Genomic DNA, 25,428 nt, shown 5'->3' on the forward strand with positions numbered 1-25,428 from the left:
CATGAGTGGCTTACAGGAAACACAATCAACAGGTGCAAATGTTATCTTGCACGCTTTTGATTGGAAGTATGCTGACATTGCCCAACGCGCAGCGGAGATCAGCGAGCTAGGTTATGGCTCGGTATTGGTTTCTCCGCCCATGAAAAGCGCACAAGATGAACGCTGGTGGCAGCGTTACCAACCTCAAGATTATCGTGTTATCGACAATGCGCTCGGTAATACGACAGATTTTACAAACATGGTGGAAGCGCTCGACCATGTAGGTGTATTGGTTTACGCCGACGTCGTATTTAACCACATGGCAAACGAAGCACATCTCCGTTCGGATTTACAGTACCCGCGCCAAGCTGTCATGGACGACTATCAGCAACATGCGAATAAGTATCAAGGTCTGGTTCTATTTGGTGACTTATCTGAGCCGCTATTTGATGAAAATGACTTTGTTGAGGCCTTTGGAATCACAGATTGGAAAGACAAATGGGAAGTCCAGAACGGACGAATCACTGGAGGTCCGACAGATCCAGGCTTGCCGACCTTGCGTGTTTGTCACCATGTTGTTGAGCAACAAAAAGCTTACTTGAAGGCGCTTAAGTTAATGGGCGTGAAGGGCTTTCGTATAGACGCAGCGAAGCACATGACATTAGAGCACCTAAAACAAGTGTGGACAGAAGAGATAACACGAGACGTGCATATCTTTGGTGAGATCATTACCGATGGCGGTGCGACAGAAGAAGAGTATGAAATCTTCTTAGAGCCGTATTTGAAAGAGACACGCCTAGGAGCCTACGATTTTCCGCTGTTTTCAACCATCTTTAAGGCTTTCTCGAAGAAAGGCAGTTTTAAGTCTTTAATTGACCCTTACTGTTTTGGTCAAGCGTTGTCCAACCGTCGAGCCATTACTTTCGCCATTACCCATGACATTCCAAATAATGATGTGTTTTTGGATTTAATCATGGATGAAGAAAATGAGTGGCTCGCGTATGCCTATATCTTAGGGCGTGACGGCGGTGTTCCGCTTGTTTACACGGATTTAGATACCAGTGGCATCAAGGGCGCTGATGGGAAGCCAAGATGGCAGAATGCGTGGAAAGACGCTCGCATGGCGAAAATGGTCGCGTTCCATAATAGGGTGCATGGCGAGCCGATGGCCGTGTTAGAAGGTAACGACGATATGTTAGTGCTTCAGCGAGGTGAGAAGGGTATTTTAGTGATGAACAAGTCATCACGACCACAGTCACTTAAGCTTAGTGTCACTAATGCGCTGGTAGATATGATGACTGGCGAAGATGTGCCGTGTGGCGAGGAGATCAAAGTCGCCGCCAAATCAGCAATGTTGCTTGTGGAGAGATAACGTTGCTCTGGGTGATAAAGTGCAAGTGTTGAAAAGCGCCGAGTACATCGGCGCTATTTTGATAGGCGCTATTGCCCAAATACCTTCAATTTCTGCCGTTTAGGCTATTTCGCTAAGTGCTGACCCATCACACCATCGCCTTTTTCTAAGCGAGATGAAATGTCACCAAACAGATCCGGTAAGTCGGCTTTGATCGTGTAGTTATGACCGTCATTTAACTTGTTAAAGTCCACTGAGTACTGCGTGTAGCTGTCGTCATACTGGTAACGTACGTTCATTACTTTTTGGTCAAGGTTGTACACCAAACCATAGATGGTTGCGTAGCCACGCATTTCGCCATTAACAGGACGGTTTGCTGCATCCAATGGGATTTTGTAGGTCACGCTATCCAGTTTCGCAATGCCATTGGTGTATCTGCTAGGTTTCTTATGCTGAACTACTGAGGCAGTACTCGATTATATAAGCCCCAATCTTAATGAAATATCGCCATCATCAAGCACGCCATCTTCATGAAACCCGAACGCACGATATAGCTTTCCCGCTTGCTGATTGGTTGGTTTATGCATTGTGAGTAGGGTTTTACCGCCAAGTTGCTTCACCTCTTCTACAAGTAAGCTTAGTACCTGCTTTCCATAGCCTTTGTTCTGATGATTTTTGTCGATCATAAAACGAAACAGCCAGTAAATGGAGTAATCGAGTGGTTCGTCTTCATGGCAAAAAGCGAGCAAACCGATCACCGTCTCTTGCTCATAAATCACTTTTAACCGGTAGTCGGTTTCAAAGCGTGATTGAGCAATCGTAATCGCGTTGGAGGCAAGATTTTCTTCCTGGTCAGGATGCAGATTGAGACGAATACAGTCTAGGTAGTTTTCTTTGGTGAGCTCTCTTAGTGAGATCATAAATACGGGATTCCTTCTTCCTTAAAGCAAAAGAAGTAAAGCTTACTATTCAGTAAGATAGCAAATGAGATAACTAACGGCGGGGTAAAGCTGTGAGGGAGTTCATAGACGGGCGGCGCCAAAGAAAGCCGCCAGACTATTGGTATTTATTACGAGATGGGTGTTTGCCGTGAGGCTAGCACTTATCGCATGAAGAACCGTTTTGATTACAATCTGTCATTCGGCCTTGCTTGTCGAATGAGAAGCTACAACATTCTTCAAACAGCTTTTTCAATTCTACACGTCCTTTCTGAACACGTGATTTGAGAGTCGAATAACTGATGCCTTGTTGTTCCGCTAGCTTCTTCTGGCTCATGCCTTCAAGTTCAATAGAAGACAGGAGTTGCGATTGCTCTTCTGGTAGCGCCTGCACAAACGGCGCAATGCACTTTGACAGTTCTTGTTTAAGGCTCGCTTCTTGTTCTTCAAACCAAAGATCATCAGCGACGAGGTCATTATCACGCTGATTTCGTGCACGTTTACGGTAGAAATCGATGATGGCGTTATTGGCGATTTGGAATAGCCATGATTTCACGCTTGATACGTCGCGAATGTCCCCAAGATTCTGATACGTCTTGAGCAAGATCTCTTGTTTTAAGTCGTCTACGTCATCTTCATTACTGACTTTAGAGCGTAAGAAAGCATGAATAGCGTGTTCGTATTCGCTCCAAATCGATTCAAGGTTAGCAGTTTTCATTGATGCAACACTCGTCGCGTAGGAAGCCAATCACCGTATCTAAGCATTCATACTCAGCAACACAATACAAAGTACGACCTTCACGGCGCTGACTGATCAAGCCAGCTGAGGCAAGGCTCGAGATGTGATGAGAAAGAGTAGAGGCAGGAATGCCGAGTTTGTCTTGTACGCCACCAACAGCGATACCTTCATAGCCCGCTTTAACCACCTCTTTATAGATACATAAACGGGTAGGGTGTCCTAGCTCTTTGAGCGCTTTTGCTACAGCTTCGAGTTCCATACTGACCTCTTGGAATGACTGACGATAAATACATTTCGATGATAGTGAAAGTGTAGATGAATAGCAAACAAGAAAATTTCAATACCTAATTCATTGATTAGTAAGGGTTAAAATTATATTTCGATAATTATCGAAATATAATGGTTGACGCATCGGTTTTTAATTCTATAATTCGAGAAAAATAGAAATGAAGAGTTCAGCTTCATTAGGACATTTACGGTTACTGATGCGACATCAGTAGGAGATAAAATATGAATCCAGAAATCATGACCATGGCTAAAGAAGCGCTTGATATGTTTGCGTTTCTTGCAACCGAACTCATCATCCTATTCTTAGCAATTAGCTACATTGTGGGTGTGTTGCAAGATTTTCTAACGCCAGAAAAAATTCAATCTATCTTGAGTTCTAAAAAGGGTAAGGGCTACTTCATTGCAGCCTTGCTAGGTTCGATTACGCCTTTCTGTTCGTGTTCAACCATTCCTTTCTTAAAAGGCTTGTTGCGTGCAAGAGCAGGCTTTGGACCTATGATGGTGTTCCTATTTGCTAGCCCACTGCTTAACCCAGTGATTATTGGTTTATTTGTTGTGACCTTTGGCTGGCAAGTTGCAGTGTTCTATTTTGCTGTAGCGATGACAGTGTCTGTAGTTGCAGGTTATGTACTTGAAAAGCTGGGGTTTGAGCGCTACGTAAAACCAGAAGCGTACGAAGCAGCAGGCACATCTTCATGTGGTACATCTTGCGGTGATTCAAGCAAGAAAAAAGAACAAGCGAAACCAGCATCAAGCTGTGGCATTAGCACTTGTGGCGAACCTGTGCCAGTTGCAGCAAAAACATCTTGTTGTGGTGACGCACCAAAAGCTGAGCCTAAAGTGGAAGTGTCTTGCTGTTCATCAGATGGTACTGCGACAGCAACGATGGTCGAAGAGAAGAAACCAAACCGTTGGGTTCGTATTTGGCACTCTACTTGGAAAGACTTTAAACAAGTGTTCCCTTACCTAATGATGGGTATTGCGATTGGTTCATTCATCTATGGCTTCATCCCAACTGACCTCATTGCGGAATACGCAGGTGAAGGCAAGTGGTACGCGATTCCAGTCGCTGCAATTATTGGTATTCCGTTGTACATTCGTGCGGAGGCTGTGATTCCACTAAGCGCTGCTTTAGTGCAAAAAGGCATGGCATTGGGTTCAGTAATGGCACTCATCATTGGTAGTGCGGGCGCAAGTCTTACGGAAGTGATTTTATTGAAATCAATCTTTAAGAACCAAATGATTGCAGCCTTCCTATTTGTCATCCTAAGCATGGCAATGGGTGCCGGTTACTTGTACACCTTTATCTTTGCTTAATTTAATTAAGTAAACTGAAAAACAAAAATCCCCAAGTTTCGGCTTGGGGATTTTTTATTGCTATCGCTTAATGCTTATCGCTCGCCAAGCACTTCAAATTCATCGTAAGTAAGACGAGATTGGCCATCTTCTTGAACTTCCCACAGTTCTTTGTGTACCACGCCAAACGCTTTGTTCATCGTCCAATCTGACGTAAGAATGTAGCCATTTTCGCTGTCTTTTTCCCACTTAGTGTTGGTGTAATCGACACTGTTAAAACCTTGGTCCATGATGTGTTGCCAAAAACCTTGGATCGCTTCGCGTCCTTCAAATGTGCCAAATGGTTTCGCAACCATAATGCAATCTTCAGTGTACTGCGCTGCACAACCTGCCGCATCTTGATTGTTAAAAGCCGTTTTCCAAGCTGCGCTAGCGGTTTTACCACGTTCTAAAGCTGATTGAGTCATTCTGAATTTCCTGTGATTGGTGTTTGTTTATGTGGCAATCATAGGGTTAGAATTAAAACTGAAAAACAAACAAATAAGAAATAAGTGTTCTGTTAAATAGAACAATAAGGAAGGCGATGAATAAGCTGCGGTTAATGTCTCTGTTCGTTCATATTGTGGAGTGTGGCTCAATCTCGAAAGCAGCAGAGAAGTTGGAACTTTCCAAGTCTGTGCTCAGCTCTGCCCTTAAGCAGCTCGAGCAAGAGTTAGATACGTGTTTACTCAAGCGTACGACGAGGAGACAAACATTGACCTCTGCGGGCGAACGCTTTTATAAACAATGTGCGCAGATGACAAAACAGGCGGAAGAGGCGTGGTTAGAAGCGGCAGAGTTAAAGCAAGTCCCAATGGGAACTCTTACCGTTACCGCGCCAAATGCGTTGATGCGTTCTATAGTATTGCCTGCTTTAACGGAGGCTTTTGCACATTACCCTGATGTGCATTTAAATTTAGTCAGCGACGATAAGCATGTTGATATTGTTCAGCAGGATATTGATCTTGCAGTGAGAGTCGGAGCGTCTGGTGATTCGAATATTAAACAACGTAAAGTAGGGCAGTTTTGCGATGTATTATGTCGAGCCAAAAAGACGCATACGGATATTGAAAGTGCTTCTTATATTGCTCAACACTGGCAGATAGAACCGATTGCCCATAACTTCACTCTGAATGGGCAAGATCACCTAGTGCAATACTCAGTAACGCATCGAGCAAACACCGTGTTCGATGTTGCGAGTCTTCTAGAAATGGGACTAGGCTTTGGGATCCTGCCAGATTTTATGCTGGACTCGAATCCACTTCTTGAACCTGTGCCTGATGCGAAAGCATCGAAAGCGAACTCTATTTACGTATTACATCCTTACCATGCACATGTTCCGATGTCGGTGACATTAGCGATAAAGGCAATTGAAGATCGTATCGAAGAAGTGATTTCATGTGAAAACTGAGGGTTAGAGCTGAATGAAAAACAGAGGTGATAGAAATTAAACCTTCTGCATTTTTATTCAGGATCAATCTTCATCATTATTTCACTCCACGTTCTAGCTCTCTCGTCTACACTGTTTGATGAGTTGTCAGTTGGCAGACCAAGGAGGCAGTCATGATTGCAGTCCATCGAGAGTATTGTTTATCGAATAGTCCAGATTTACACGCGCACGTTGAAGTCAATCCAGTAGGGAAATTGGAAGTCGAAATCGTCGAACTACAAGAGCGACATATCACCGAGTTTGAAGATCTTTCTTTTGAAAGTCGTGGTGCTCAAACTCGAATTTGCGGTAAAGAAGACACGGTTCCATGGCAATTTAACCTTGCCAAGACAGATGCGTTAGAGCTATCTCACCTTGTTGATGAAGCAAATGAGGAATACGAGACTTTGATGAGTGATCTGATGTAGGTGTTTATTCTCCCTTTCTCGCATTAAAAAAACCTCCCAGTGTGGGAGGTTTTTGCTTTTATTGAGGTTGTTCTTTGCAAGGGTTCAGCTCTTGAACGTTTTCTTCGTTGAAGTCATCCGCATACCCTTTTGGTGGCGGTGTCCAACCACGTTCTGAGCGAGAAAGTTTGTCATGACGATCTTTCTGCATCTCTTCAGCCATTCTTTCTTCAAGGTGAATAAACAGCTGACGGAAGTTGTTATCATAACGCTCTCCCTCAGAGTCATCAGCCCATGCTTCATACAGCATGTCAGACTTACGGTCTTCGACGCGTCGATACGTTGATTTCTGTTGCTCAGTGTAGAACGGGTGTATGCCAATGGCTTTCATTGCATGTCCACCAATTTCTAATGCAGAATGGTAAGTCTCCGACTCAATGATGTCGGCTCCAGCTTGGCGCAGCAGATAACCATGACCACGATCGAATGCACGTGCAATGATGGTCACATTCGGGTAGCTATGCTTCACGTGTTTCACCAATCCAACGCTGGCCTCTTGGTTGTCAATCGCCACCACAAGTGCTGAAGCGTGCTCAATACCCGCCGTGTGCAACATATCGGGACGAGTCGCGTCGCCAAAGTAAGCTCGTGTACCGATTTGACGCATGTTATCGATTTGACTTGCTTGGTGGTCAAGAACAACGGTTTCCACGCCATTGGATACCAATAAGCGGTTTACAATCTGACCAAAGCGGCCTATCCCAGCAATGATTACGGTGCCTTGTTCTTCAATTGTGTCACTTTCGCGATCGTTCGATTCACTCTCAAAGCGAGGAAGTATGACTTTATCGAACAGGATGAATAATCCCGGTGTTAGGAACATTGAAATCGCAACAACCAGCGCCAGAGTCTGTGAAAGCTCAAATGGAATTACATGGTTTTGCACTGAGAAGCTCAGTAATACAAAGCCAAATTCACCTGCTTGTGCCAAGCTCAGTGTAAATAACCATCGGTTGCTGCCTTTAATACGAAAGATTAGAGCGATGACAAACAGAATTGCCGCTTTCAGAGCCATTACCCCGAGTGTCAGGCCGATGACCAAACCAAAGTCGCTGAACAGTACTGAGAAGTCGATGCCTGCACCTACGGTGATAAAGAACAGACCAAGCAATAGACCTTTAAATGGCTCAATGTTGGATTCCAATTCATGGCGGAATTCACTGTTCGCGAGCATAACACCTGCCAAGAAAGTACCTAGAGCAGGGGATAGGCCAACTAAGCTCATTAAGGCCGCAATGCCGATCACCAGCATTAATGCGGTGGCGGTAAAGATTTCGCGCAATCCAGAGCTAGCAACGTAGCGGAACAGCGGACGACTTAGGAAGTGTCCACCAACCACCACTATGGCAATAGAGGCGGTGATTACAAGACCATATGCCCAACCAGGAAGACCAGCGACTAGGCTGAGCTCTTCATGATGTTCAGCCGCCGATTGAGCTGCAGATTGCGCCTGCTCTACGAGTTTCGGCAGTGCTAATAGCGGAATAAATGCTAGCATTGGAATAACCGCGATATCTTGGAAAAGCAGTACCGAGAACGCATTTTGACCGCCTTCGGTCTTGGTTAGCCCTTTCTCGCTAAAGGTTTGCAGAACAATCGCAGTGGATGACAACGCAAAAATTAAGCCGATCGCGAGTGCAATCGTCCATGGTTGTTCAAAGTAAAGCGCAATTGCCATGATCAGTGCTGCTGTACCGCCAACTTGTAGGCCGCCGAGCCCCATCAAGCGATTTCGCATCGCCCAGAGCATTTTGGGTTCAAGCTCCAAACCTACGAGGAACAGCATCATCACAACACCGAATTCGGCAAAGTGTTGGATTGTCGTCGTTTCTTCACCAACCAGACCAATGATTGGGCCAATAACCACGCCAGCAATCAAATAGCCCAGCACTGAGCCTAAGCCCAAGCGTTTGGCTAGAGGAACGGCAATAACGGCGGCAATTAGGTAAACAAAGGCTTGTAAGAATATCCCTGTCATGACGCTTCCTTAATCAGTTGTGGGAGTGCGCTATTGAGTTTGATGAGTGAAGCGGCTGCTTTAAGATCCAGTGTGTCTTTTACCAATGCATTGAGCAGCGTCTTGTAACGTTCAATATGTTGAGCGATGCGATTTTCTTCAAGCGCAGTGCGGGAGCCGAACAGTGCCAGTGGCGCAATGTAATGCATTCCAGTGAGCGCCGACATTTGCTCGATTGGAGCAAGCAGTTCGCGAATAGTGAAATGGTTATACCCTTGAGCTTTATAAGCTTCTTCTTTCCCGCCAGCAGATAGCACACAGAGCAGTGTTTTACCTTGTAGTTCTGTACCTTCAGAGCCGTAAGCAAACCCGTACTCTAAGACTAGATCTTGCCACTCTTTTAAGATGGCTGGGGTTGAATACCAGTACAGTGGAAACTGAAAAATGACGACGTCATGATCCCGTAAACGCTGCTGTTCACGGTCAATATTGATATTGAAGTGAGGGTACTCGGCGTATAGGTCGACACAAGTCACGCCGTCTATCTGTTGAGCGGCATCAAAAAGGGGGGCATTCACTTCGGAGCGATGCTGTGAAGGATGTGCATAGAGAATAAGCACTTTTTTATTAGTCATAGGAGTCCTTGTTACGCGTCGAAACCACTTTTGGTATAAGAATGAAAGACCTTTTGTTTGTTGTAACAAACTGTAACTCATAAATTTTATCCTATCTACTTTGGTGTATGAACATAGAAGAGTGAAAATCACTTTCGATACAAATAAGAAGGTGATAGCGTGATGTCATCGGGATGCTTAGAAAACCAGAAAGCGGCCGTTCGTTAGCTCCCAGCATCAGTTTCCAGGTCATTCGTGTTATTCAGTAATCTCGATGGACATGACGACAAGATCGGGAATGCCGCCGGATTCTAAAGGCGAAAGATGTGCCCATGATAAAGATTGATGGGTTAAGGCATGGTTACGAGATCTTTGGCTATGAAAAGCAGTGAGCGTTGCCTGTTGTTTAGCGGTATTTTGAGGTTAATTAAGATAGGAACATTTTCTGCAAATTAAAGTATCACGGCAGCTTATGGTTGGTGAGATTGCTGCAGTTATCTATGTTTTATAGTGGGCAAAGGTGGCATCGAATGGAGGGGGAGGTAGCTTTTCAAACGCCAACTTGATCGTAGGCTGTGTAATTTTTTCGTCATTAAGACGTATCGATCGCAAACATTTGGTGCCTTGCGGTTGGAAAGTCGTCAAATCTGTTCTTATGCTGAATAATAACCTTAAGTTATCAACGACGTGAATTTATGGCCAAAGATCTCTTCTCCAACCTCGACCTCAATTTATTAAGAACGTTTATTATCCTCCACCAAGAACGAAATATGCGCCGTGCGGCAGACCGGATGTTTGTGTCTCAACCTGCGGTGAGTAAAGCATTGCAGAGACTGCGTGATCACTTTGATGATGAGCTATTTGTGAAAACCCATCATGGCTTGCGAGCTACCGAGTACGCGAATGATTTAGCGGAAAGCTTAGCGCCGTTACTTGATGAGATTTCGATAACGTTAAATGGATCAAAAGACTTTAACCCACTAGAGATGAATGGGACGGTCAAGATTGCGTTAGCCCCTTTTATCCTTAGCTCCTATGCGAGTGAAATTTTCCAAGCAATCAGACAGGCGGCACCAAATGTGCAAATTCATTTACTGAACTGGTCGCGTTCTACCATGGATGAAATTATCAAGGATGAAGTGCTGCTGGGAGTGAACTACGAAATCAACCACTCCCCCAAAGAACTCTTGACGAAAGAAATCGTAAAAGATGCGTTCTGTGCTTATGTTCGAAAAGATCATCCTTTGCAAGGTGATCGCTTACGAGTGTCAGACTGCCAGCATCTCGAGTTTGCTACCGTGATTGCTGCTGACTGGAACTCTAATATTTCACTTTCAGAAAAAATCATGAAGATCAAAGGGTTAGAGCCTAAAATTGCGTTTCGCTCTGAGCTGCCATCTGCAATTATTGATGTGGTCGCAAACTCAGATATGGTGTTTCCAGCATCAAAAACGGTGAATGTAGATAAGTTGCATAAGCTCCGCAGGCTGGATATTGAGCTCGAAGGCATGGTGATCGAGCCATCACTGCTGGCTTACTACCACCATAAGAATCGACGTAATGATATGGTGCATTGGTTGCGCAATATTGTAACGGAGATTATTACCGGGCACCTAGATCGAGATCGCCAACAATGATAACCCTCGGTTATCAAGCTATCTACCCTTGTTTATTAATAACCCGCTGTTAAGTGCGGGTTTCTTTTTGGCGATTAGAGTCATAAAACACTGTTCAATATACTTCTCTTCATCGGGCAGGGAGTCCACTGATTCTGCAAGAGGCAGCCCTGAATTTCGACAAATTAAGAGAGTAAATCATGAAAGTTAAATTACTGAGTGCAGTTATCGCAGCATCTTTTCTGGCAGGTTGTTCATCATCAGGTTCTTCGGACTCCCCTAGTGAGCCAGCAGGTGTGGCATCGGTGCAAACCTTCGAAGGTGAACATTTCGATGGAATGGCCATTCAAGGCGACAACGGTGAATACAATACAGTCGCAATCCGTGGTGTAGAAGGTAACACGGTATTCAATGTGGGTGGTGAGTTGTACTTTACTGATGGTGATGTCGTGAAAGACGCATCAGGTAACGTAGTCGGTAGTATTGAAGTTCGTAATAACGAATTGGTGTTTGTCAATGACAAGGGTTTTGTTCACTTGAGTGTAGAAGATGGTCGATTAGTGGTGGAGGAGTTTAAACCAACTATCGAGCATCCGATTGAAGGAGAAGTCGATCCGGGTTTCGGTACAACAGTGCCTACATATGGCGACATAACAAATATTGGTGGTTTTGTTGTGATAGCGGCAGATAACGGAAATCATGTAGTCATCAGCAAAGATGCTAGCGACACAGTAAATATTATTGTCGGTGAAACAGGCGCTTACTACAGTGTGAAAGATAGTGAGATCCATAATGCAGATGGTGAACTTATTGGTCATGCATCTAAAGAAGGTGATAACTACATTGTGCGTCTAGAAGACGGTACTGAAGTGGTATTCCGCAACGAGGATGGTCGTTTATTTGCCGGAGTCACGAACCGCCCAGATATCAGCCATCCAATCATGGATGTACCAATGCAACCTATTGAGCCACAGCCTTCAAATCCAATTCAACCAGATGTTGAGAACCCTATAGAAGGTCCGGTAAACCTTCCTGCAAATGAATTAACCAAAGAACAGCGTGCAGAGCTGAAGCAAAAAGTTCAGTCTCTGTCACAAGAGCAACGTCAGCAAATTAAAAGAGCGATTCGCGACCGCGTTGAGCGTTCGTAAACCAATCGTATTAGGGTAAGCAGCAGGGAGCCGCTTGAATAAAGTGGCTCCTTTTTTGTTTTTATTTCTTCTTATTAGGTTTTCTCATGAACAAGTCTTTGACACTTCTGTGCACCGTTTTTGCTGTTCCGTGTTTTTCTGCTGACCATAAGATGCCAGAGTTTGGTTTGGATGTTTCTCATACGGATGACGAATGGATTGTTACTGCTAGCGGCTATTTGCAAGCGACAGAAGAATTGAATATCTCTGCGGAAGTTGACTCGACAGGCTATTTAGAACTCGGTACAGGGTATGGAATTATGCTTGGACAGTTCTACACCGAGGCTTTTGTTAGCTACGGACGTGCAGATTTATTTGATGTGTATGATGCCGGGTTATTTACCGGAACCGCTCTGGGTGACGATTGGATGGTCTACGCCAATAGCTCTCACGAGTGGCGAAAGAGTGCGCTTGGGAAATCATTCCCTGCATTAGAGAACACGAATCGTGAATGGAAAAATACCGTTGGTATCAGTTATGCACCAGTTGATTTAATTACTCTTGGCTATGCTTACAACTACGATAAAAAGCTGACGGAGGGAGGGCATCGAACCAATCACGAGGTGCGAGTCACGCTAAAACCTAAGTGGGTGGAACCTTACGTGAAATACACCTTTGGTGAACATCGAGTGTCTTCTGGTTCGACTAAGGTGAGTGAAGACAACAGCATTGAGCTAGGTGTTAATTTTAATTTTTAGGGTGTAGATATGAATATACAATCAATGATTATTGAATACGCAGTGGCGATCATGGGCTTACTATTGACAGGAATAACCCTCTAAGCGGGTTGCTCAGAGGGCTAAAGCATTAACGATTGATGTTGTAGCGAGCCATAGCGGCTTCTTCAGTCGTTACCACTGTTTTTCCAATCGGAGCAAGAGAGATAACGGCGAGCTTTAGGTGTTGAAGCGCAAACGGAATGCCAATAATGGTAACAAAGCATGCCACCGCCGAAAGCACATGACCGATTGCCAGCCAGATACCCGCAAACACAAACCAAATCACATTACCAATGACGCCAAGTGGGCTCGTGCCGATGTCCATTTCATTGGTCAATTCATCTCTTGAAACGGCTTCTTTGCCGAATGGGAAGAACGAGAAATTACCCATTACAAAACAAGCACGTCCCCATGGAATACCGATGATACTGATGAATGCCAGTAGTCCAAAGAACCACCATAGCAAACCCATAAATACGCCACCGAATACAAACCAGATGATGTTGCCGAGTGTTCTCATTTAAAACCCTTTTTGATTTATAGCGTTGTGTTAAGTATGTCACACGAATCTTAACAGAGGATGAATGGATGCACTTTATCTTAAATAAGCCATCATTGATGAGAATGCGTTGATGAAAAAACGAAATTGATCGAAGAGATAGGGAGAACATTGATGGCTTTATAAAGAAAAGGCCCTTAACGTATCATATTAAGAGCCTTTAGAATTATGCTGTTGCCATAGTTAAGCGTGGTACGGGCTTGTCGTTGATTGGCAGGTGAATCAGTGCTGCGATGAACGCCAGCACAACGGTTGACCACCAGATAGGATCGTATGAACCATAGTAATCATAGATACGACCACCAACCCAAGCGCCCAAGAAGCTGCCTACTTGGTGAGTAAAGAACACCAGTCCGTACAAGGTTGAAAGGTAACGAGCACCAAATATCTGACGAACTAAGCCAGACGTTAGCGGAACGGTGCCTAGCCAACAGAAGCCAATCGCACCACCAAAGATAGCAGCCGTGTGTTCGGTAACAGGTAGAGTCACAAAAGCACCGATCACGACTGTGCGCATCAGGTACAACGCCGACATAACATGACGCTTGTTAAAGCGATCTGCCATCACTCCCCAGAAGTAGGAACCAAAGATATTGAAGATACCGACATACGCCAGTGCCATTGCAGCGGTTGATGCGGGTAGATCTTTATCTGCCAAGTAACTTGGTAGGTGAGTCGCGATGAACATGACATGGAAACCACATACGAAGAAGCCCGCATGAATCAGCCAGTAACCTTTATGTGAAAAGGCTTCTTTCAATGCCTCTTTGAGTGTTTGAGTATCTTCCTGTGCATTTGCTGAGGTATCGGCTTTTGGTTTGGCTGTTTTCATGAACAATGCAAACATCACCATAAAGCTACACAATACGGCGAATGTTTGTAGTGCGCCTTGCCAACCAAAATCGCTTAACAATGCCTGTGCACCTGGGATCATGGCGAACATACCGAATGAGCCAGCAGCCGTTGTCAAACCAAATGCTTTTGCTGCGTGTTGTGCAGGGACAACTTTGGCAACCGCACCTAGCACGATCACATAGCTGGTTGCACTCAAACCAAAGCCGACTAAAACACCAAGCGATAGGTACATCATGGTTGGTTCAACTGCTATAGAAGTCAGGTATAGACCCAAAGCGTAAGAGATGGCACCTAAAATAATGATACGCTTTGCCCCCCAACGATCTGACGCCATGCCGACAAACGGCTGAAAGACGCCAAACAGCAAGTTTTGCAATGCAATGGCAAAGCTGAAGAACTCGCGGCCAGTGTGGAAGTAGTCTGAAATAGGCATCATGAAAATGCCGAACGATTGTCTGATCCCTAGACAAATAATCAAAATCCCTATTCCAAGCCATACAAGAACTGGAAATCGGAAAATACTCATAGTTTGCTCTTATTAATGATGGTGGTGATGAGAATGATCATGATGCTCGCTATCACCTGTTGTTTGGTGACAGCCGCTGTTAATCGCTTGCTGCGCCAATATCTCCAGTAATTTAGGAGAGTGGTGGACGATTATTAAAGATAGCCCCAACATGACGGACATTCTCAGCACCTGAGCGAAAATGGATTGAGAAAAAAGCATGCATTGTGCGCTCAAGTAGAAAAATGAGCGCGAAGTTTAGTGACTATTAAAGGATGAAACAAATGACAAAAAGTGAAGTAAGTTATGCGTTTTATGCATGTGATTAACTGTTAAGCAGGTGTACATTAAAAGCGGTGATATTTTGTTCTGAACTTGGCTCTAAAAACGATAAAAGCTCATGCTTTATAGGTGGCATGAGCTTGTTCGATTTGACTCAGTTTGAAGAGGGATCTAACTGTTTTGAAAAGACTCTAAAGCAGAGATTGAAGTTTCAGAGACCAACTCACCATCCATATAATAACGGACTTGTTCACCATCTTTGATGCCTGTCAGTGTTGCCGTTGTCCCATTGTCGTAAACAATGTGCATTTGAACTGTGTTTTCATCAACTTGATACATTTCACCAGATTCAATCTCACGGTTGTTGGTCAATGGATCAATTGGCGCATCTTTAAATTCAGGGCTCAGATCATCATTCACATTAATGTGCGTCTTGGTTTTACTATCAAAAATATGTGGTGCTCCAGTAATTGGGTTTTTACCTGTCCAAAATTCAAGTGAGTTGAAAACCACGTAATCCGCTGCAGTCGTAATACCGTAAATAGGGGCAAGCAAAAAGTTCACGCCAGCACGTGCGTAACGGTTATCTACTACTTCAACATTAAACTTCATCAGTTTACCTGTGACGGCGTTACTGCCTACACAGCCTGATAGTGAAGCTGCAAGAAGAGAAAAACCAATTACTTTGATAGTGAGTTTTTTCATTTTATTACCAGAATTATTAATAGAAGAAAGAAGGCGCAAATTCTGGCGGAAAATAGGCAAGAAAAGTTACCATTTTACGCCATGAACAGAATTAGTAGGGACGTTCTAAGCTTCTCTTTATCTCTGATTTTTATGGTGATTATCCTGACCTAAATAATAGTGCTGATTATGTATTTCAATGACTATTGCAGGGTGATGAAAGCCAGCAAAACATTCTATGCTGAGAGAGTTAGCCTTATTTTGCTCAAGGTAATACCTCCAACATAGTGGCGTTTGTGAGCACTTTCTGTAGTATTGTCTCGTGTCTAAAATGGCAATAATTAGGTTAAAAATGACAGGTAGTATGCAAGAGTTTAATTTCGCAGTTGTGGATTATCCGGGCAGTTCAAAAGCGTCGATTTATGGCTTTCTGGAGCTGTTTGAAACAGCAAATCGTGCCGCTATTGAAGTGGGGGTTGGAAAGCGCTTTTGTACGGAAATGATCAATGGAGAAAGCACGCATACTCATAAGGAATACTCGGTGGTTTTATTACCACCTAGTGGTGAAGAGCAATATTATTTAGCGCCCAATCAACAACTAATGGCTTGACTATCGAAGCAACATAGCGCAGGGGCAATTGTCGCTTCAGCTTGCGCTGGTGCCTTTATTCTTGCTCATGCCGGTTTGCTGAACAACAAAACGTGCACAACGCACTGGGCATTAGCGGGATTGTTTCGAGAACAGTTCCCTCATGTGGCAATGAAGCAGGAGTCAATTTTAATCAACGAAGGCAGTGTTATTACTGCTGGTGGCATGATGTCTTGGCTTGATTTGGGACTAGAGCTTGTTTCTCAGTTAAGTACGCCGACGGTGATGCGTTTACTGGGAAAGATGCTGGTAGTAGATACAGGTGCGAGAGAGCAACGCTTCTATCAGCAGTTCATGCCTAATTTGCAACATGGAGATAGTGCGGTACTGAATGTTCAACATTACATGGCGGACCACTTCTCACAAGCGATTTCAAATCAATCTTTATCAGAAATCAGTTGTTTGACTGAACGAACGCTACAAAGACGTTTTCAAAAGGCCACAGGTTTGAACTTGAATCAATACCTACAACATCTTCGAGTGCAAAAAGCGTGTGATTTAATCGAATCGAGCAACTTAGCGTTTGAGGTGATTGCTTACCAAGTTGGGTATCAAGATGCGAGCGCGTTTCGCAAAGTGTTCATTAAAACCATGGGATTGGCACCCAAAGCGTTCCGCGCTCGTTTTAGTGCTTAGTTATCGATGCACGGCTTGTTCAATATGCTGACAAATCGCTTCTGCAAGTTGGTGGCTAGCAATATTGCGTGCGACGATTTCAGGTGCGATGTTGCCTGATTGAATCACTTCAAACCAGTCTAGCAACATAGAGTGGAAACCTTTACTTGTTAGCATTGGCGTCCAATCTTTTAAGCTCAATTTCTGCTCCTGATTGTCTTGCCACAGTTTCCCTTCAACAAACGAATCAAACTCCATCGCTTTGTTTGCGTAGCAAGCTTGAACATGCTCCGTCGTGATACCAAAGTGGCGGTTCATTGATGCATGAAGCAGTGTGTCACCATGCTGCCATTGGATATCAAGGCGCGCCAGCTGGTCACCATCCATTTGATGTGTGATGTAGGCGTTTTGCAGATCGGCTTTAGCCGTGATGTTTATACTATCGAGAGGGTGGATAAAGTCATCGAAAATGAACGTGCGAATATCGCCGGGCAATTGATGACGGTTCTTTTCCCAGCGCAGTGATTTCAGGCCTGAAAGTTCGCCTCGCTGTACTCCAAGCATATGCTGGTTGTAGAGCGGAATATGACGGCGATTAAAACCAATATACAAAGGCTGTTTCACGCGCTCTGCAAGATCGTAAAGCTTTTCTACCTCTGCGGCGCTATCAGCTAAAGGTTTATCGACGAAGGTCGGGATGCCTTGTTCTAAAAAGAAAGCGGCAATTTGAGGGTGAACGCTGGTAGCAGCGTGAATCATGACCGCATCAACACCCATACCAACCAGTTGTTGATAGTCTTGGCAGGTTTCTGCTATTCGATATTGTTGTGAGAGGGTGTTAAGTGTGTTCGCGTTGCGAGTACAAAATACGAGTTCAACGTTTGGAAGTTGAGCGATAACAGGAAGGTAGGCTTTCTGAGCGATATCACCTAAGCCAATGATGCCAATTTTCATTTGGTTCTACTTTGTTTGCTAATGAGGCCAATATTATAGCCCTAACTGTTGGGATTTCTGGGAGCGAGATGTCATAAAAAAGCCTGACTCACGTCGTGGTCAGGCTTTACTTTCATATTGTCTTATTACGAAGTCCTACAAAGAGTTCATTAAGAGGTTCTGCACGTCTTAAAGATATCCAACTTACCGTCATAGGCATTGGTTTCAACATCCATAATCCCCAACAACGAGTGGAATACATTATCGTGTGAATGCGTTGCTGTTTGCTGGGCTTCTTGTGCCAAGCAATCGGCATTGATGTGTTTGGCTTGTTCAAAGCCAGGAGACATCCAAACCATCATGGGTACGCGTTTTTGAAAATTTGGTGCCAACCCATATGGCATGCCATGTAAGAACAAGCCATTTTCGCCCAAAGACTCGCCGTGGTCAGAGACGTAGATCATCGCGGTATTGTATTTGTCTTCTAACGTTTTCAATTTCGCAATGGTTCGATCCAAGACGAAGTCTGTGTAGCGAATCGTGTTGTCGTAGGAGTTAACGATTTGCTCAACGCTGCAGTTTTCAATGTCTGCACGAGGACAGTCTGGTTGGAAGAAAGCTTTGTCTTTCGGGTAACGTTGGAAATACGTCGGCCCATGACTACCAATGAGGTGTAACGCAACAAGGCGGTTACCTTTCATGCCTGCGATTTGATCATCTAAATTATCCAGCAGCGCCATGTCGTAGCAGGTATTGCCGTTACAAAGCGTGTTTTTCTTGCTGCGTTCCACATCCATCTTATTGATCTTATGAGCGACGCCTTTATCACCACCATCATTATCTTTCCACATGAGATCGATGCCTGCGCGCTGCATGATATCTAAGGCATTATCTTGGTTATCTGCTTTGCTACGATCGAAATCACTGCGAGGTAATTGAGAGAACATACAAGGCACAGAAACCGCGGTCGCCGTCCCGCAAGAAGAGACGTCTTGGAATGAAATCACGTCTAACTTGCTGGTGTACGGGTTGGTTTCACGATCATAACCGTTTATTTGGTAGTTTTGAGTACGTGCCGTTTCACCGAGCACAAAGACAAGCAGCGTCGGTTTTTCTTTTGCTTGTTCCAGTGCTAGTTGGGACTGTTTTGCATCCGTACCAATTTCGCGGTAAGGCTCTGGCGTCGTTAGGTAATTTTCTTTTACATAGCTAGAAATGGCATACACATACTGAGTGGGGATGATGACTTTCTTTAGGTAACTATTGTTTCGGCCGACAGACGCATAGTCTTGGTAGTACAAACCTGCAATCACGGCGATTATCGCCAATGAAGCCAGCATAGATACCGTTTTAGTTAATGTAAATCGAAGCCATTTACCTTCTATAGGCTTGAGTTTCACCTTGAAGACCAAGATAGCGGGAACAACTCCCATAATCAGTGTCCAGATAACTGAGTAGGCACTTAAGTATGAACTGGCTTCACTGCTGTCCGTCTCTACGATGTTGGTGATCATATCCGTATCGAACAGGGTGCCATAGTTGTAGCTTGCGTAGCTCACCATGCCCGATGTTATCAACAATAGGATAAAGAAAGGTTTGCTGATCCAAGGCCAGCTGAATAGGTTAAACAGGAAATTCAACGCGGCAAAAAAGAAGATAGGAATTGTAATAATAAAACCGATCTTGACTTGATCAAGGCTTGAGAAGATGTGTACTAACTCTTTGTAAATCGGAATGTTTACTACAAGAGCGAAGTACAAAGCGAGTAAGAATGTAAAGGTAACATACGAGATACCTTTAGTTGGGAGTTCAATTGTCTTCATAATTGATCCGCTTCGGTGTAACTAAAGTAAAATTGACGCCCAAACAAATAGGGCGAGAACAAGCGCAACGAAAACCGCTGCAGAGCCAATATCCTTGGCTCGTCCACTGAGTTCATGCCAGTCATCACTGACACGGTCTACAACCGCTTCGATGGCGGAATTAATCAATTCAACGATGACCACTAGCAGTAGGCTGCTGATCATCATTGTTCGTTCGAGCATGGTGACAGGAAGCAAAAATGCACAGATAGATAGTACGAGTGTAAGTACCAGTTCTTGTCTGAAAGCGGCTTCGTGAATCCACGCAGCTTTCAATCCTTGAAGTGAGTAGCCGGTTGCGTCCAATATCCGGCGAATGCCTGTTTTACCTGGTTTCAAAATGTGGCCTTTTAACTGCTAAGCCTAAAAAGAGGGGCGCTTCGAGGGATAAAGCCTCCCCTGATGACAGAAGTGCATCGAATTGGGAAAACATGAAACTAATGGATCGGGCGTGAAACATTTGTGAAAAAGATACGCACCGACACCAAATTTTGTCTAATTGATGCGGATTTATACACTATGACTCTAGGTCGTAGACGGTGTAGCCTTTACTAGCTAGACACTTGCGTAGAACAAGTGCTTGAGTTTTGGTCGAGTCATTTGCACCACCAACGGCACCTGCGCCTGCGCCAACAGCAGTGCCCGCCACCGCGCCTACAGCAGCACCACCGATGCCATCCTCCAGTGCGCCGGCAACTGCACCTACTAATGCGCCAGTGATTGCACCATTTTGTGCTTCTGTTTTTGCTGCTTCGCCTTTATCCACTTTTTCTGAGTAGCCTTGGCAATAGGTAAAATCTTGTTCGTATTGCGCTTGGTCGACATCGGTCATATCAACAACGGGTGCTTGGTTGTACGCACACGCCGTTAGTACGGAAGAAAGAGTGGCAAGAAGAAATGGTTTATACATTGCGCTGATCCATTATTGCAGTGAATTAATGGATTAAATGTACACTGTTTTATTGAGGGGAACTGTCGGCCGATTGTATAGAAGTGTCGCCTTTTGTAATCTCGATAATGCGATTGTTGATAAGTTTATGAATTTACTTAGGAAAGCAGATCGTAAAGCATGCGCCGCCGTACGGGCTGTGCGAAATGAAGACTTCTCCTTTTTGTAATTCGACAATCTGTTTGACGATGGCAAGCCCTAAGCCAAAACCACTGGTGCTCTTGTTACGTGATTTGTCGGCACTATAAAACGCATCAAATAAATGGGGCCAATCTTTTTCTTCGACACCACAACCGTCATCATGAATGCGAATGCATGATTTCTCAGGCGTTTCGACGATCTCCAGTACGATTTGGTTCTGAGCATAGCGCATTGCATTTCGCAGTAGATTATCTAAAGCGCGTTTGAGTAATTGGGGGTCGGCCTCAATGGTCGTCGTTGGTGAACTTGAGTCATCAATCAATACAGACAGTTGTGTGTCGCGTTGCCACTTGGGTAAAAGCGATTGGGTAAAGCTTGATAGTGCGACGGATGATGTCTGAATTTCGGTATTTGGTCGCTCCATCTTCGCGTAATACAGTAGCTCTTCAACCATGCTTTCCATCTCATCAATGTCTTCCACAATGCTGTCGACATACTTTTGCTGCTGTTGATTCAATGAAGCGTCAGCAAGCAGATCCGCTTGCCACTGGAGACGGAAAATAGGCGTGCGTAGCTCATGCGCTACCGCATTGGTAAGCATTCTGTTGGTGGTGATCAGTCGCGATACTTTATCGGCCATATGGTTGAAGCTTTTATTCAACGTACCAACGGATTTGCTGCTAGACGTATCTGCTCTTGCATTAAAATAACCAGAGGCAAAGGCTATGGTGACCTTTTCTAGCTCACGAACGCGACGGCTCAAAAACCAAATCAATAGGACACAGTAGAGCGCAAAGCCCGCGAGAAAGAAAAGCCACACAATATTGTCATCAAAGTTGATGGCTTGAATGATGGGGCTATTGGGGTTTTGACTTAATTTAAACGTGGGTGAACCGGGCTCGAAGCGGAACCATAAGTCCCGCTCCTCATCAAAGGCAGTATTGATGGAGGGATCTTCATCAAACACTTGTTGTATCTGCGAAGGAACGCTTTTCATTTCCTCGGCAATCAATAACATATGGCTAGAGGTAGCGAACTTCTCGAGTTGTTGAATTGTATACTCTTCGCCTTTTTCCTGATAAATCGGGTAAATCAGCTCATGGAAAGCTTGTGCTTCGTGCTCTTCTAGTAAGTAGTCGTAGTCGGTATTGAGTTGATAAACAATTACCTCATACCCAACCAAGCTTGCGACAAAAAGAATGATCAAACCAAGGAAGCTTTCTAAATAAATTCGCTTCATTATGCGTTCCAAGCGTCGGGCATAAACAAATAACCTTTACCACGCACTGTAATGATCTTCTGAGGTGGTGTCGTCGTGTCTCCCAGCTTTTTACGCAGCGTTACCACACGGTTATCAATGGTACGGTCCGTGCCGTCATACTCAATACCACGTAATGTTTTAGTAAGCCACTCGCGAGAAAGGGTTTGTTCAGGATGGCTTGCGAGTACCCAAAGTAAGTCAAATTCACCGTCGGTGAGTGCGATCGGTTCGTGGTTGAATGCACAAGCCTTACGCAGGCGGTTGAGGGATAGAACCCCAACTTCTAAACAGGTGTCAGAATCTGCATTTGCCGCTTCTTTGCGACGTAAAAGCATTCGAATGCGGGCTAGCAAGACACGTGGTTTGATTGGCTTGGTAACAAAGTCATCTGCACCAATTTCAAGGGCAGCGACGTGGTCAAAATCATCGTCACTGGCGGTGAGCATTAACACTTTGCCTTTGTAGCATTCGCGAATCTGACGGCAAACGCTCAACCCATCTTGCCCAGGTAGCATTAAGTCTAGAAGCACCAGGTCCGGTTGAGTTTCCAGAATCGCATCTGGCGCATCTGTTCCGTTGTCTATGCTGTGCACTTCAAAGCCTTGCTCTTCAAAGTATTCGCATAGCATAGCCTGCAGTTTCGGGTCGTCTTCCACGATGATAAGTGATTGCTTGGTGTCTTGTACGTTCATAGCCGTGATGCGCTTGTAGGAATTATCCTTGAAACTTAAACAAATTTGTCAGTGATTTCAATAAAGACAAAGAGTCAGAGGGGATTTATAGATATCAATGATGAATTTGTAGAGGGGAAGGGAGATAAGTGGAAGGAAAGTCTTGGATGTGACAGTTATGACCCTCTCACATACTAAAAGGCTGAAGACTAAGCGAAGATCAAAAAAGCGGCTTAAAGCCGCTTTTTGAATTTCTTCGTCTTAGAATCGTGGAAATTAAGGTTGTTGCTTAGTCGGTGCTAGCGCAATTTCACGGATGCAAACGTTTTGTGGTTGTTGGTAAGCAAACAGAACTGCACGTGCGATGTCATCAGCAGCAAGAACACCACCCATGTCTTCTTTCCACGCACCGTAACCATCTTTGATTTCTTGTGATGTAGTGTGAGAAAGCAGTTCAGTTTCTACTGCACCCGGAGCGATTGTTGTTACACGAACGTTTGAAGCAGCGACTTCTTCACGGACGTTTTCAGAAATAGCGTGAACGGCAAATTTGGTACCACAGTAAGCAGCATGATCTGGGAACGTCTTTTTACCGGCGATCGAGCTGATGTTGATGATGGTACCGCTATTGCGTGCTTTCATTGGTGCTAGAACTGACTGCATGCCGTTTAACAAACCAAGTACGTTCACGTCGAACATACGTTTCCACTCTGACGCATCTTGTGTGTCGATTTGACCAAGTAGCATCACGCCTGCGTTGTTTACTAGTGCGTCAGCTGGACCAAACTTCTCTTCTGCTTTCGCAATTGCTGCTTCAAATGAAGCTTTATCTGTTACGTCTACTTTCTCACATAGCGTGTTTGGCAGGTTTAGTGCTTCTAAGCGCTCTACACGACGAGCAAGAAGAAGAAGTGGGTGACCTTCATCGCTTAGACGGCGTGCGATAGCTTCACCAATACCAGAACTTGCACCTGTGATTACAATCAGTTTTTTCATCTTTTGTTTCCTTAATTGTTTTAAGAGTAGCCATCGCTAGGAATAGCTTTTATTTGAGAGCGACTTTCAGTTGATAACACCTGTCTCGCTGCGATGGAGGTATATTAAGGAAATGGGTTTTGTTGATATATATCACTTCAGTTAAAACACTGTTGTCATATAACAACAATGAGCAATAACTCAATGAAAATTAGACAATAAAAAAGGCGCACTCGGTGCGCCTTTGTTTCTGAATTGCGTGCTTAAGCTATTCGCTCTTGTGTGCATACAACGCTGTTATCGCTTCCAAAGCCATTTGGTACGTATGCGTCCGCTTGTGGATCGTTTTCCCACTCGGCTTCGTTAAATAGGTAGCGGAACTGGATATTTTGTTCTTTCGGCAAGCGCGTTTTAAATTTAAATTGGCCACTTTTCTTCACGAGCTTCATTGGTTCTGGTTGCCAGTTGTTAAAATCACCCGCAATTTGAATCGACTCCCACTGGTTTTTGTCTAGCTCGAACGTGACTTCGACTTCATCTTTTGTTTTAAAGAATCTCTTTTTAAGCATTAATCTTTCCTTGTTTGTACAAAAACTGATCTAACTATTACTCAGGTTTCATAGTGATTTCAAGCTTTATTGGCATTGCGGTCGGTATAGGACGTAAGAATCCTCTGGTTTGTGAAGGTGGCACTAAGTGATTGGCTTGTATGAAAAGAAGGATTCTGTATGATGAAGATCCACCGTATTTTGAAGAAGTTATATGCTGAGTTTTAACCGCACATTCATGATGACAATGCTCTGTCTATTAGCCATGTTGCTAACGGGTGTTGCGTCGAGCGTGCGTGCAGCAACGGCACCAATCGAAGTGAGTACAAGCAAAGATCGAGCATCTGAGTTTCATCAAAAAATGGGAGTGGACAATACGGACTGTATTGAATCACACCATGGTGATCACTTGATGGAGAAAGGGAAGCAAGCTCATACCAGTTGCAGTTCTTCTTGTATCGTCAAAATACCCACCAATCTCTTGCAAGATGATGTCGTCTTATTACCGTACAGTCTTGCACTGATCGATAAATCACCGACACCTAAAACAGTGATTGTGGCTTTTAAGCCTTACCGTCCCCCTATTGTTTGACCTTCTTATTCATCCCTGACCAGCTTTGCTGGATGCTCAAATTATTAACTAATGAATACGACACACATGTGTCTGAAGGTATCAAACATGAAAAAGATTTTTGCACTTTGCAGCACTCTATTATTGGCATTCACTGCTCACGCTGCGCAATTTGAAGCAGGCAAACATTACAAAGTATTGGATGTGGAGAAGGCGAAGAAACCGACGGTAACCGAGTTCTTCTCTTTCTACTGCCCACACTGTTACAAATTTGAATCTGTCATCGATAACCTAAAGCCTGCTCTGCCAAAAGATGCAAGTTTCGAGAAAGTGCATGTTGCTTTCATGGGAAGTGACATGGCAGTACCAATGGCTAAGTCATACGCGACAATGGTGTCACTAGGCGTTGAGAAAAAAATGGTACCAGCGATGTTTGCGCAAATTCACCAGAAGCGTCAAGCACCTCAAAATGAAGCTGAGTTGAAGCAAATCTTCGTTGATAATGGGGTCGATGGTAAGAAGTTTGATGCTGCATACAACAGCTTCGCTGTTAACTCGATGCAGAAAGGCTTTGATAAGCAGTTTAAACAAAGCACATTGACCGGCGTTCCTGGAGTGGTAGTGAACAACAAGTATATTGTGTTGCCAAATGAGATTCGTAGCTACGATGAGTACAATGATTTGGTGAACTACCTACTTACGCTTTAACGGCGAGAAGAAAAAATGGCGACCAATCAGGTCGCCAT

The 25,428-nt window shown here is 44.3% G+C and carries 26 protein-coding genes and 2 pseudogenes; 10 read left to right on the forward strand and 18 right to left on the reverse strand.

Going from position 1 to position 25,428, the window contains the following annotated elements; translation table 11 throughout:
- The first annotated feature begins 1 nt into the window (after position 1).
- Positions 2–1,351, forward strand: coding sequence for an alpha-amylase family protein (locus GXP65_RS01995; protein ID WP_162091858.1), 1,350 nt, complete (start codon positions 2–4; stop codon positions 1,349–1,351).
- Positions 1,352–1,455: 104 nt separating this feature from the next.
- On the opposite strand, the pseudogene GXP65_RS02000 reads toward GXP65_RS01995, so the two are convergent.
- The 4 genes and pseudogenes from GXP65_RS02000 to GXP65_RS02015 form a co-directional block, all read right to left on the reverse strand.
- Positions 1,456–1,779, reverse strand: a pseudogene (locus tag GXP65_RS02000) (choloylglycine hydrolase); the annotation flags it as partial.
- A 27-nt stretch (positions 1,780–1,806) separates the two neighbouring features.
- Positions 1,807–2,250, reverse strand: coding sequence for a GNAT family N-acetyltransferase (locus tag GXP65_RS02005; protein ID WP_050906864.1), 444 nt, complete (start codon positions 2,248–2,250; stop codon positions 1,807–1,809).
- A gap of 175 nt (positions 2,251–2,425) precedes the next feature.
- A complete protein-coding gene (sigZ, locus tag GXP65_RS02010; RefSeq protein ID WP_005433506.1) occupies positions 2,426–2,986 on the reverse strand; it encodes an RNA polymerase sigma factor SigZ in 561 nt (186 codons plus the stop codon).
- Positions 2,973–3,266: a metalloregulator ArsR/SmtB family transcription factor gene (locus GXP65_RS02015; RefSeq protein WP_005433559.1), complete on the reverse strand. Its 294-nt coding sequence runs from the start codon at positions 3,264–3,266 to the stop codon at positions 2,973–2,975. Before GXP65_RS02015 ends, sigZ begins: the two co-directional genes overlap by 14 nt.
- Before the next feature lie 251 nt (positions 3,267–3,517).
- Here GXP65_RS02015 and GXP65_RS02020 point away from each other — a divergent pair, with 251 nt between their 5' ends.
- Positions 3,518–4,612, forward strand: a complete 1,095-nt coding sequence (locus GXP65_RS02020; protein ID WP_162091859.1) for a permease — start codon at positions 3,518–3,520, stop codon at positions 4,610–4,612.
- Between the two features lie 74 nt (positions 4,613–4,686).
- Here the strand turns inward: GXP65_RS02020 and GXP65_RS02025 are convergent, their stop codons facing one another.
- Positions 4,687–5,058, reverse strand: a complete 372-nt coding sequence (locus tag GXP65_RS02025) for a nuclear transport factor 2 family protein (RefSeq protein WP_005433527.1) — start codon at positions 5,056–5,058, stop codon at positions 4,687–4,689.
- Positions 5,059–5,174: 116 nt separating this feature from the next.
- Here GXP65_RS02025 and GXP65_RS02030 point away from each other — a divergent pair, with 116 nt between their 5' ends.
- Both GXP65_RS02030 and GXP65_RS02035 read left to right on the forward strand, forming a co-directional pair.
- Complete coding sequence (locus tag GXP65_RS02030) at positions 5,175–6,041, forward strand: LysR family transcriptional regulator (protein WP_162091860.1); 867 nt, start codon at positions 5,175–5,177, stop codon at positions 6,039–6,041.
- 152 nt (positions 6,042–6,193) lie between these two features.
- On the forward strand, positions 6,194–6,487 hold the full coding sequence (locus GXP65_RS02035; protein ID WP_038889088.1) for a hypothetical protein: 294 nt from the start codon (positions 6,194–6,196) through the stop codon (positions 6,485–6,487).
- A 58-nt stretch (positions 6,488–6,545) separates the two neighbouring features.
- Here the strand turns inward: GXP65_RS02035 and GXP65_RS02040 are convergent, their stop codons facing one another.
- Positions 6,546–8,504, reverse strand: coding sequence for a monovalent cation:proton antiporter-2 (CPA2) family protein (locus GXP65_RS02040; protein ID WP_162091861.1), 1,959 nt, complete (start codon positions 8,502–8,504; stop codon positions 6,546–6,548).
- Positions 8,501–9,118 carry an NAD(P)H-dependent oxidoreductase gene (locus GXP65_RS02045; protein ID WP_038889085.1) on the reverse strand — a complete coding sequence of 206 codons (618 nt, stop codon included), beginning with the start codon at positions 9,116–9,118 and terminating at the stop codon, positions 8,501–8,503. Before GXP65_RS02045 ends, GXP65_RS02040 begins: the two co-directional genes overlap by 4 nt.
- Positions 9,119–9,792: 674 nt before the next feature.
- Between GXP65_RS02045 and GXP65_RS02050 the strand changes: the two genes are divergently transcribed.
- The 3 genes from GXP65_RS02050 to GXP65_RS02060 all read left to right on the forward strand — a co-directional run bounded on the left by GXP65_RS02050 (position 9,793) and on the right by GXP65_RS02060 (position 12,601).
- A complete protein-coding gene (locus tag GXP65_RS02050; RefSeq protein ID WP_162091862.1) occupies positions 9,793–10,734 on the forward strand; it encodes a LysR family transcriptional regulator in 942 nt (313 codons plus the stop codon).
- Positions 10,735–10,913: 179 nt separating this feature from the next.
- Positions 10,914–11,864, forward strand: a complete 951-nt coding sequence (locus tag GXP65_RS02055; RefSeq protein WP_050919105.1) for a hypothetical protein — start codon at positions 10,914–10,916, stop codon at positions 11,862–11,864.
- Positions 11,865–11,950: 86 nt separating this feature from the next.
- Positions 11,951–12,601, forward strand: coding sequence for a hypothetical protein (locus GXP65_RS02060; protein WP_045420292.1), 651 nt, complete (start codon positions 11,951–11,953; stop codon positions 12,599–12,601).
- A 109-nt stretch (positions 12,602–12,710) separates the two neighbouring features.
- Here GXP65_RS02060 and GXP65_RS02065 read toward each other — a convergent pair whose 3' ends face one another.
- From GXP65_RS02065 to GXP65_RS02075, 3 genes are all read right to left on the reverse strand, one after another.
- Positions 12,711–13,142: a YccF domain-containing protein gene (locus GXP65_RS02065; RefSeq protein ID WP_005433505.1), complete on the reverse strand. Its 432-nt coding sequence runs from the start codon at positions 13,140–13,142 to the stop codon at positions 12,711–12,713.
- 205 nt (positions 13,143–13,347) lie between these two features.
- Positions 13,348–14,562 carry an MFS transporter gene (locus tag GXP65_RS02070; protein WP_162091863.1) on the reverse strand — a complete coding sequence of 405 codons (1,215 nt, stop codon included), beginning with the start codon at positions 14,560–14,562 and terminating at the stop codon, positions 13,348–13,350.
- A 432-nt stretch (positions 14,563–14,994) separates the two neighbouring features.
- Positions 14,995–15,528 carry a DUF3332 family protein gene (locus GXP65_RS02075; RefSeq protein WP_162091864.1) on the reverse strand — a complete coding sequence of 178 codons (534 nt, stop codon included), beginning with the start codon at positions 15,526–15,528 and terminating at the stop codon, positions 14,995–14,997.
- 343 nt (positions 15,529–15,871) lie between these two features.
- On the opposite strand from GXP65_RS02075, the pseudogene GXP65_RS02080 reads away from it, so the two are divergent.
- Positions 15,872–16,792: pseudogene (locus GXP65_RS02080) on the forward strand (helix-turn-helix domain-containing protein).
- On the opposite strand, the gene GXP65_RS02085 reads toward GXP65_RS02080, so the two are convergent.
- The 8 genes from GXP65_RS02085 to GXP65_RS02120 form a co-directional block, all read right to left on the reverse strand.
- A complete protein-coding gene (locus GXP65_RS02085) occupies positions 16,793–17,725 on the reverse strand; it encodes a Gfo/Idh/MocA family oxidoreductase (protein ID WP_162091865.1) in 933 nt (310 codons plus the stop codon).
- A 149-nt stretch (positions 17,726–17,874) separates the two neighbouring features.
- Positions 17,875–19,527, reverse strand: a complete 1,653-nt coding sequence (locus GXP65_RS02090) for a phosphoethanolamine--lipid A transferase (protein ID WP_162091866.1) — start codon at positions 19,525–19,527, stop codon at positions 17,875–17,877.
- Between the two features lie 21 nt (positions 19,528–19,548).
- Positions 19,549–19,905: a diacylglycerol kinase gene (locus GXP65_RS02095; RefSeq protein WP_038889075.1), complete on the reverse strand. Its 357-nt coding sequence runs from the start codon at positions 19,903–19,905 to the stop codon at positions 19,549–19,551.
- A 178-nt stretch (positions 19,906–20,083) separates the two neighbouring features.
- Entirely contained in the window at positions 20,084–20,476 is a 393-nt protein-coding gene (locus GXP65_RS02100; RefSeq protein ID WP_162091867.1) for a glycine zipper family protein, read from the reverse strand.
- 133 nt (positions 20,477–20,609) lie between these two features.
- Positions 20,610–21,896, reverse strand: a complete 1,287-nt coding sequence (locus tag GXP65_RS02105) for an ATP-binding protein (RefSeq protein ID WP_162091868.1) — start codon at positions 21,894–21,896, stop codon at positions 20,610–20,612.
- On the reverse strand, positions 21,896–22,609 hold the full coding sequence (locus GXP65_RS02110; RefSeq protein WP_162091869.1) for a response regulator transcription factor: 714 nt from the start codon (positions 22,607–22,609) through the stop codon (positions 21,896–21,898). Before GXP65_RS02110 ends, GXP65_RS02105 begins: the two co-directional genes overlap by 1 nt.
- 255 nt (positions 22,610–22,864) lie before the next feature.
- Positions 22,865–23,584 (reverse strand): SDR family oxidoreductase, encoded by a 720-nt coding sequence (locus GXP65_RS02115; RefSeq protein ID WP_038889070.1) that lies wholly within the window; start codon positions 23,582–23,584, stop codon positions 22,865–22,867.
- 242 nt (positions 23,585–23,826) lie between these two features.
- Positions 23,827–24,132: an isoamylase early set domain-containing protein gene (locus GXP65_RS02120; protein WP_005535265.1), complete on the reverse strand. Its 306-nt coding sequence runs from the start codon at positions 24,130–24,132 to the stop codon at positions 23,827–23,829.
- Positions 24,133–24,325: 193 nt separating this feature from the next.
- Between GXP65_RS02120 and GXP65_RS02125 the strand changes: the two genes are divergently transcribed.
- Positions 24,326–24,703 carry a hypothetical protein gene (locus GXP65_RS02125; RefSeq protein ID WP_162091870.1) on the forward strand — a complete coding sequence of 126 codons (378 nt, stop codon included), beginning with the start codon at positions 24,326–24,328 and terminating at the stop codon, positions 24,701–24,703.
- Between the two features lie 87 nt (positions 24,704–24,790).
- Entirely contained in the window at positions 24,791–25,390 is a 600-nt protein-coding gene (locus GXP65_RS02130) for a thiol:disulfide interchange protein DsbA/DsbL (RefSeq protein WP_162091871.1), read from the forward strand.
- The last annotated feature ends 38 nt before the right edge of the window (positions 25,391–25,428 follow it).

Origin of the sequence: Vibrio sp. LB10LO1 (assembly GCF_010092875.1) — a bacterium.
GTDB lineage: Bacteria > Pseudomonadota > Gammaproteobacteria > Enterobacterales > Vibrionaceae > Vibrio > Vibrio campbellii.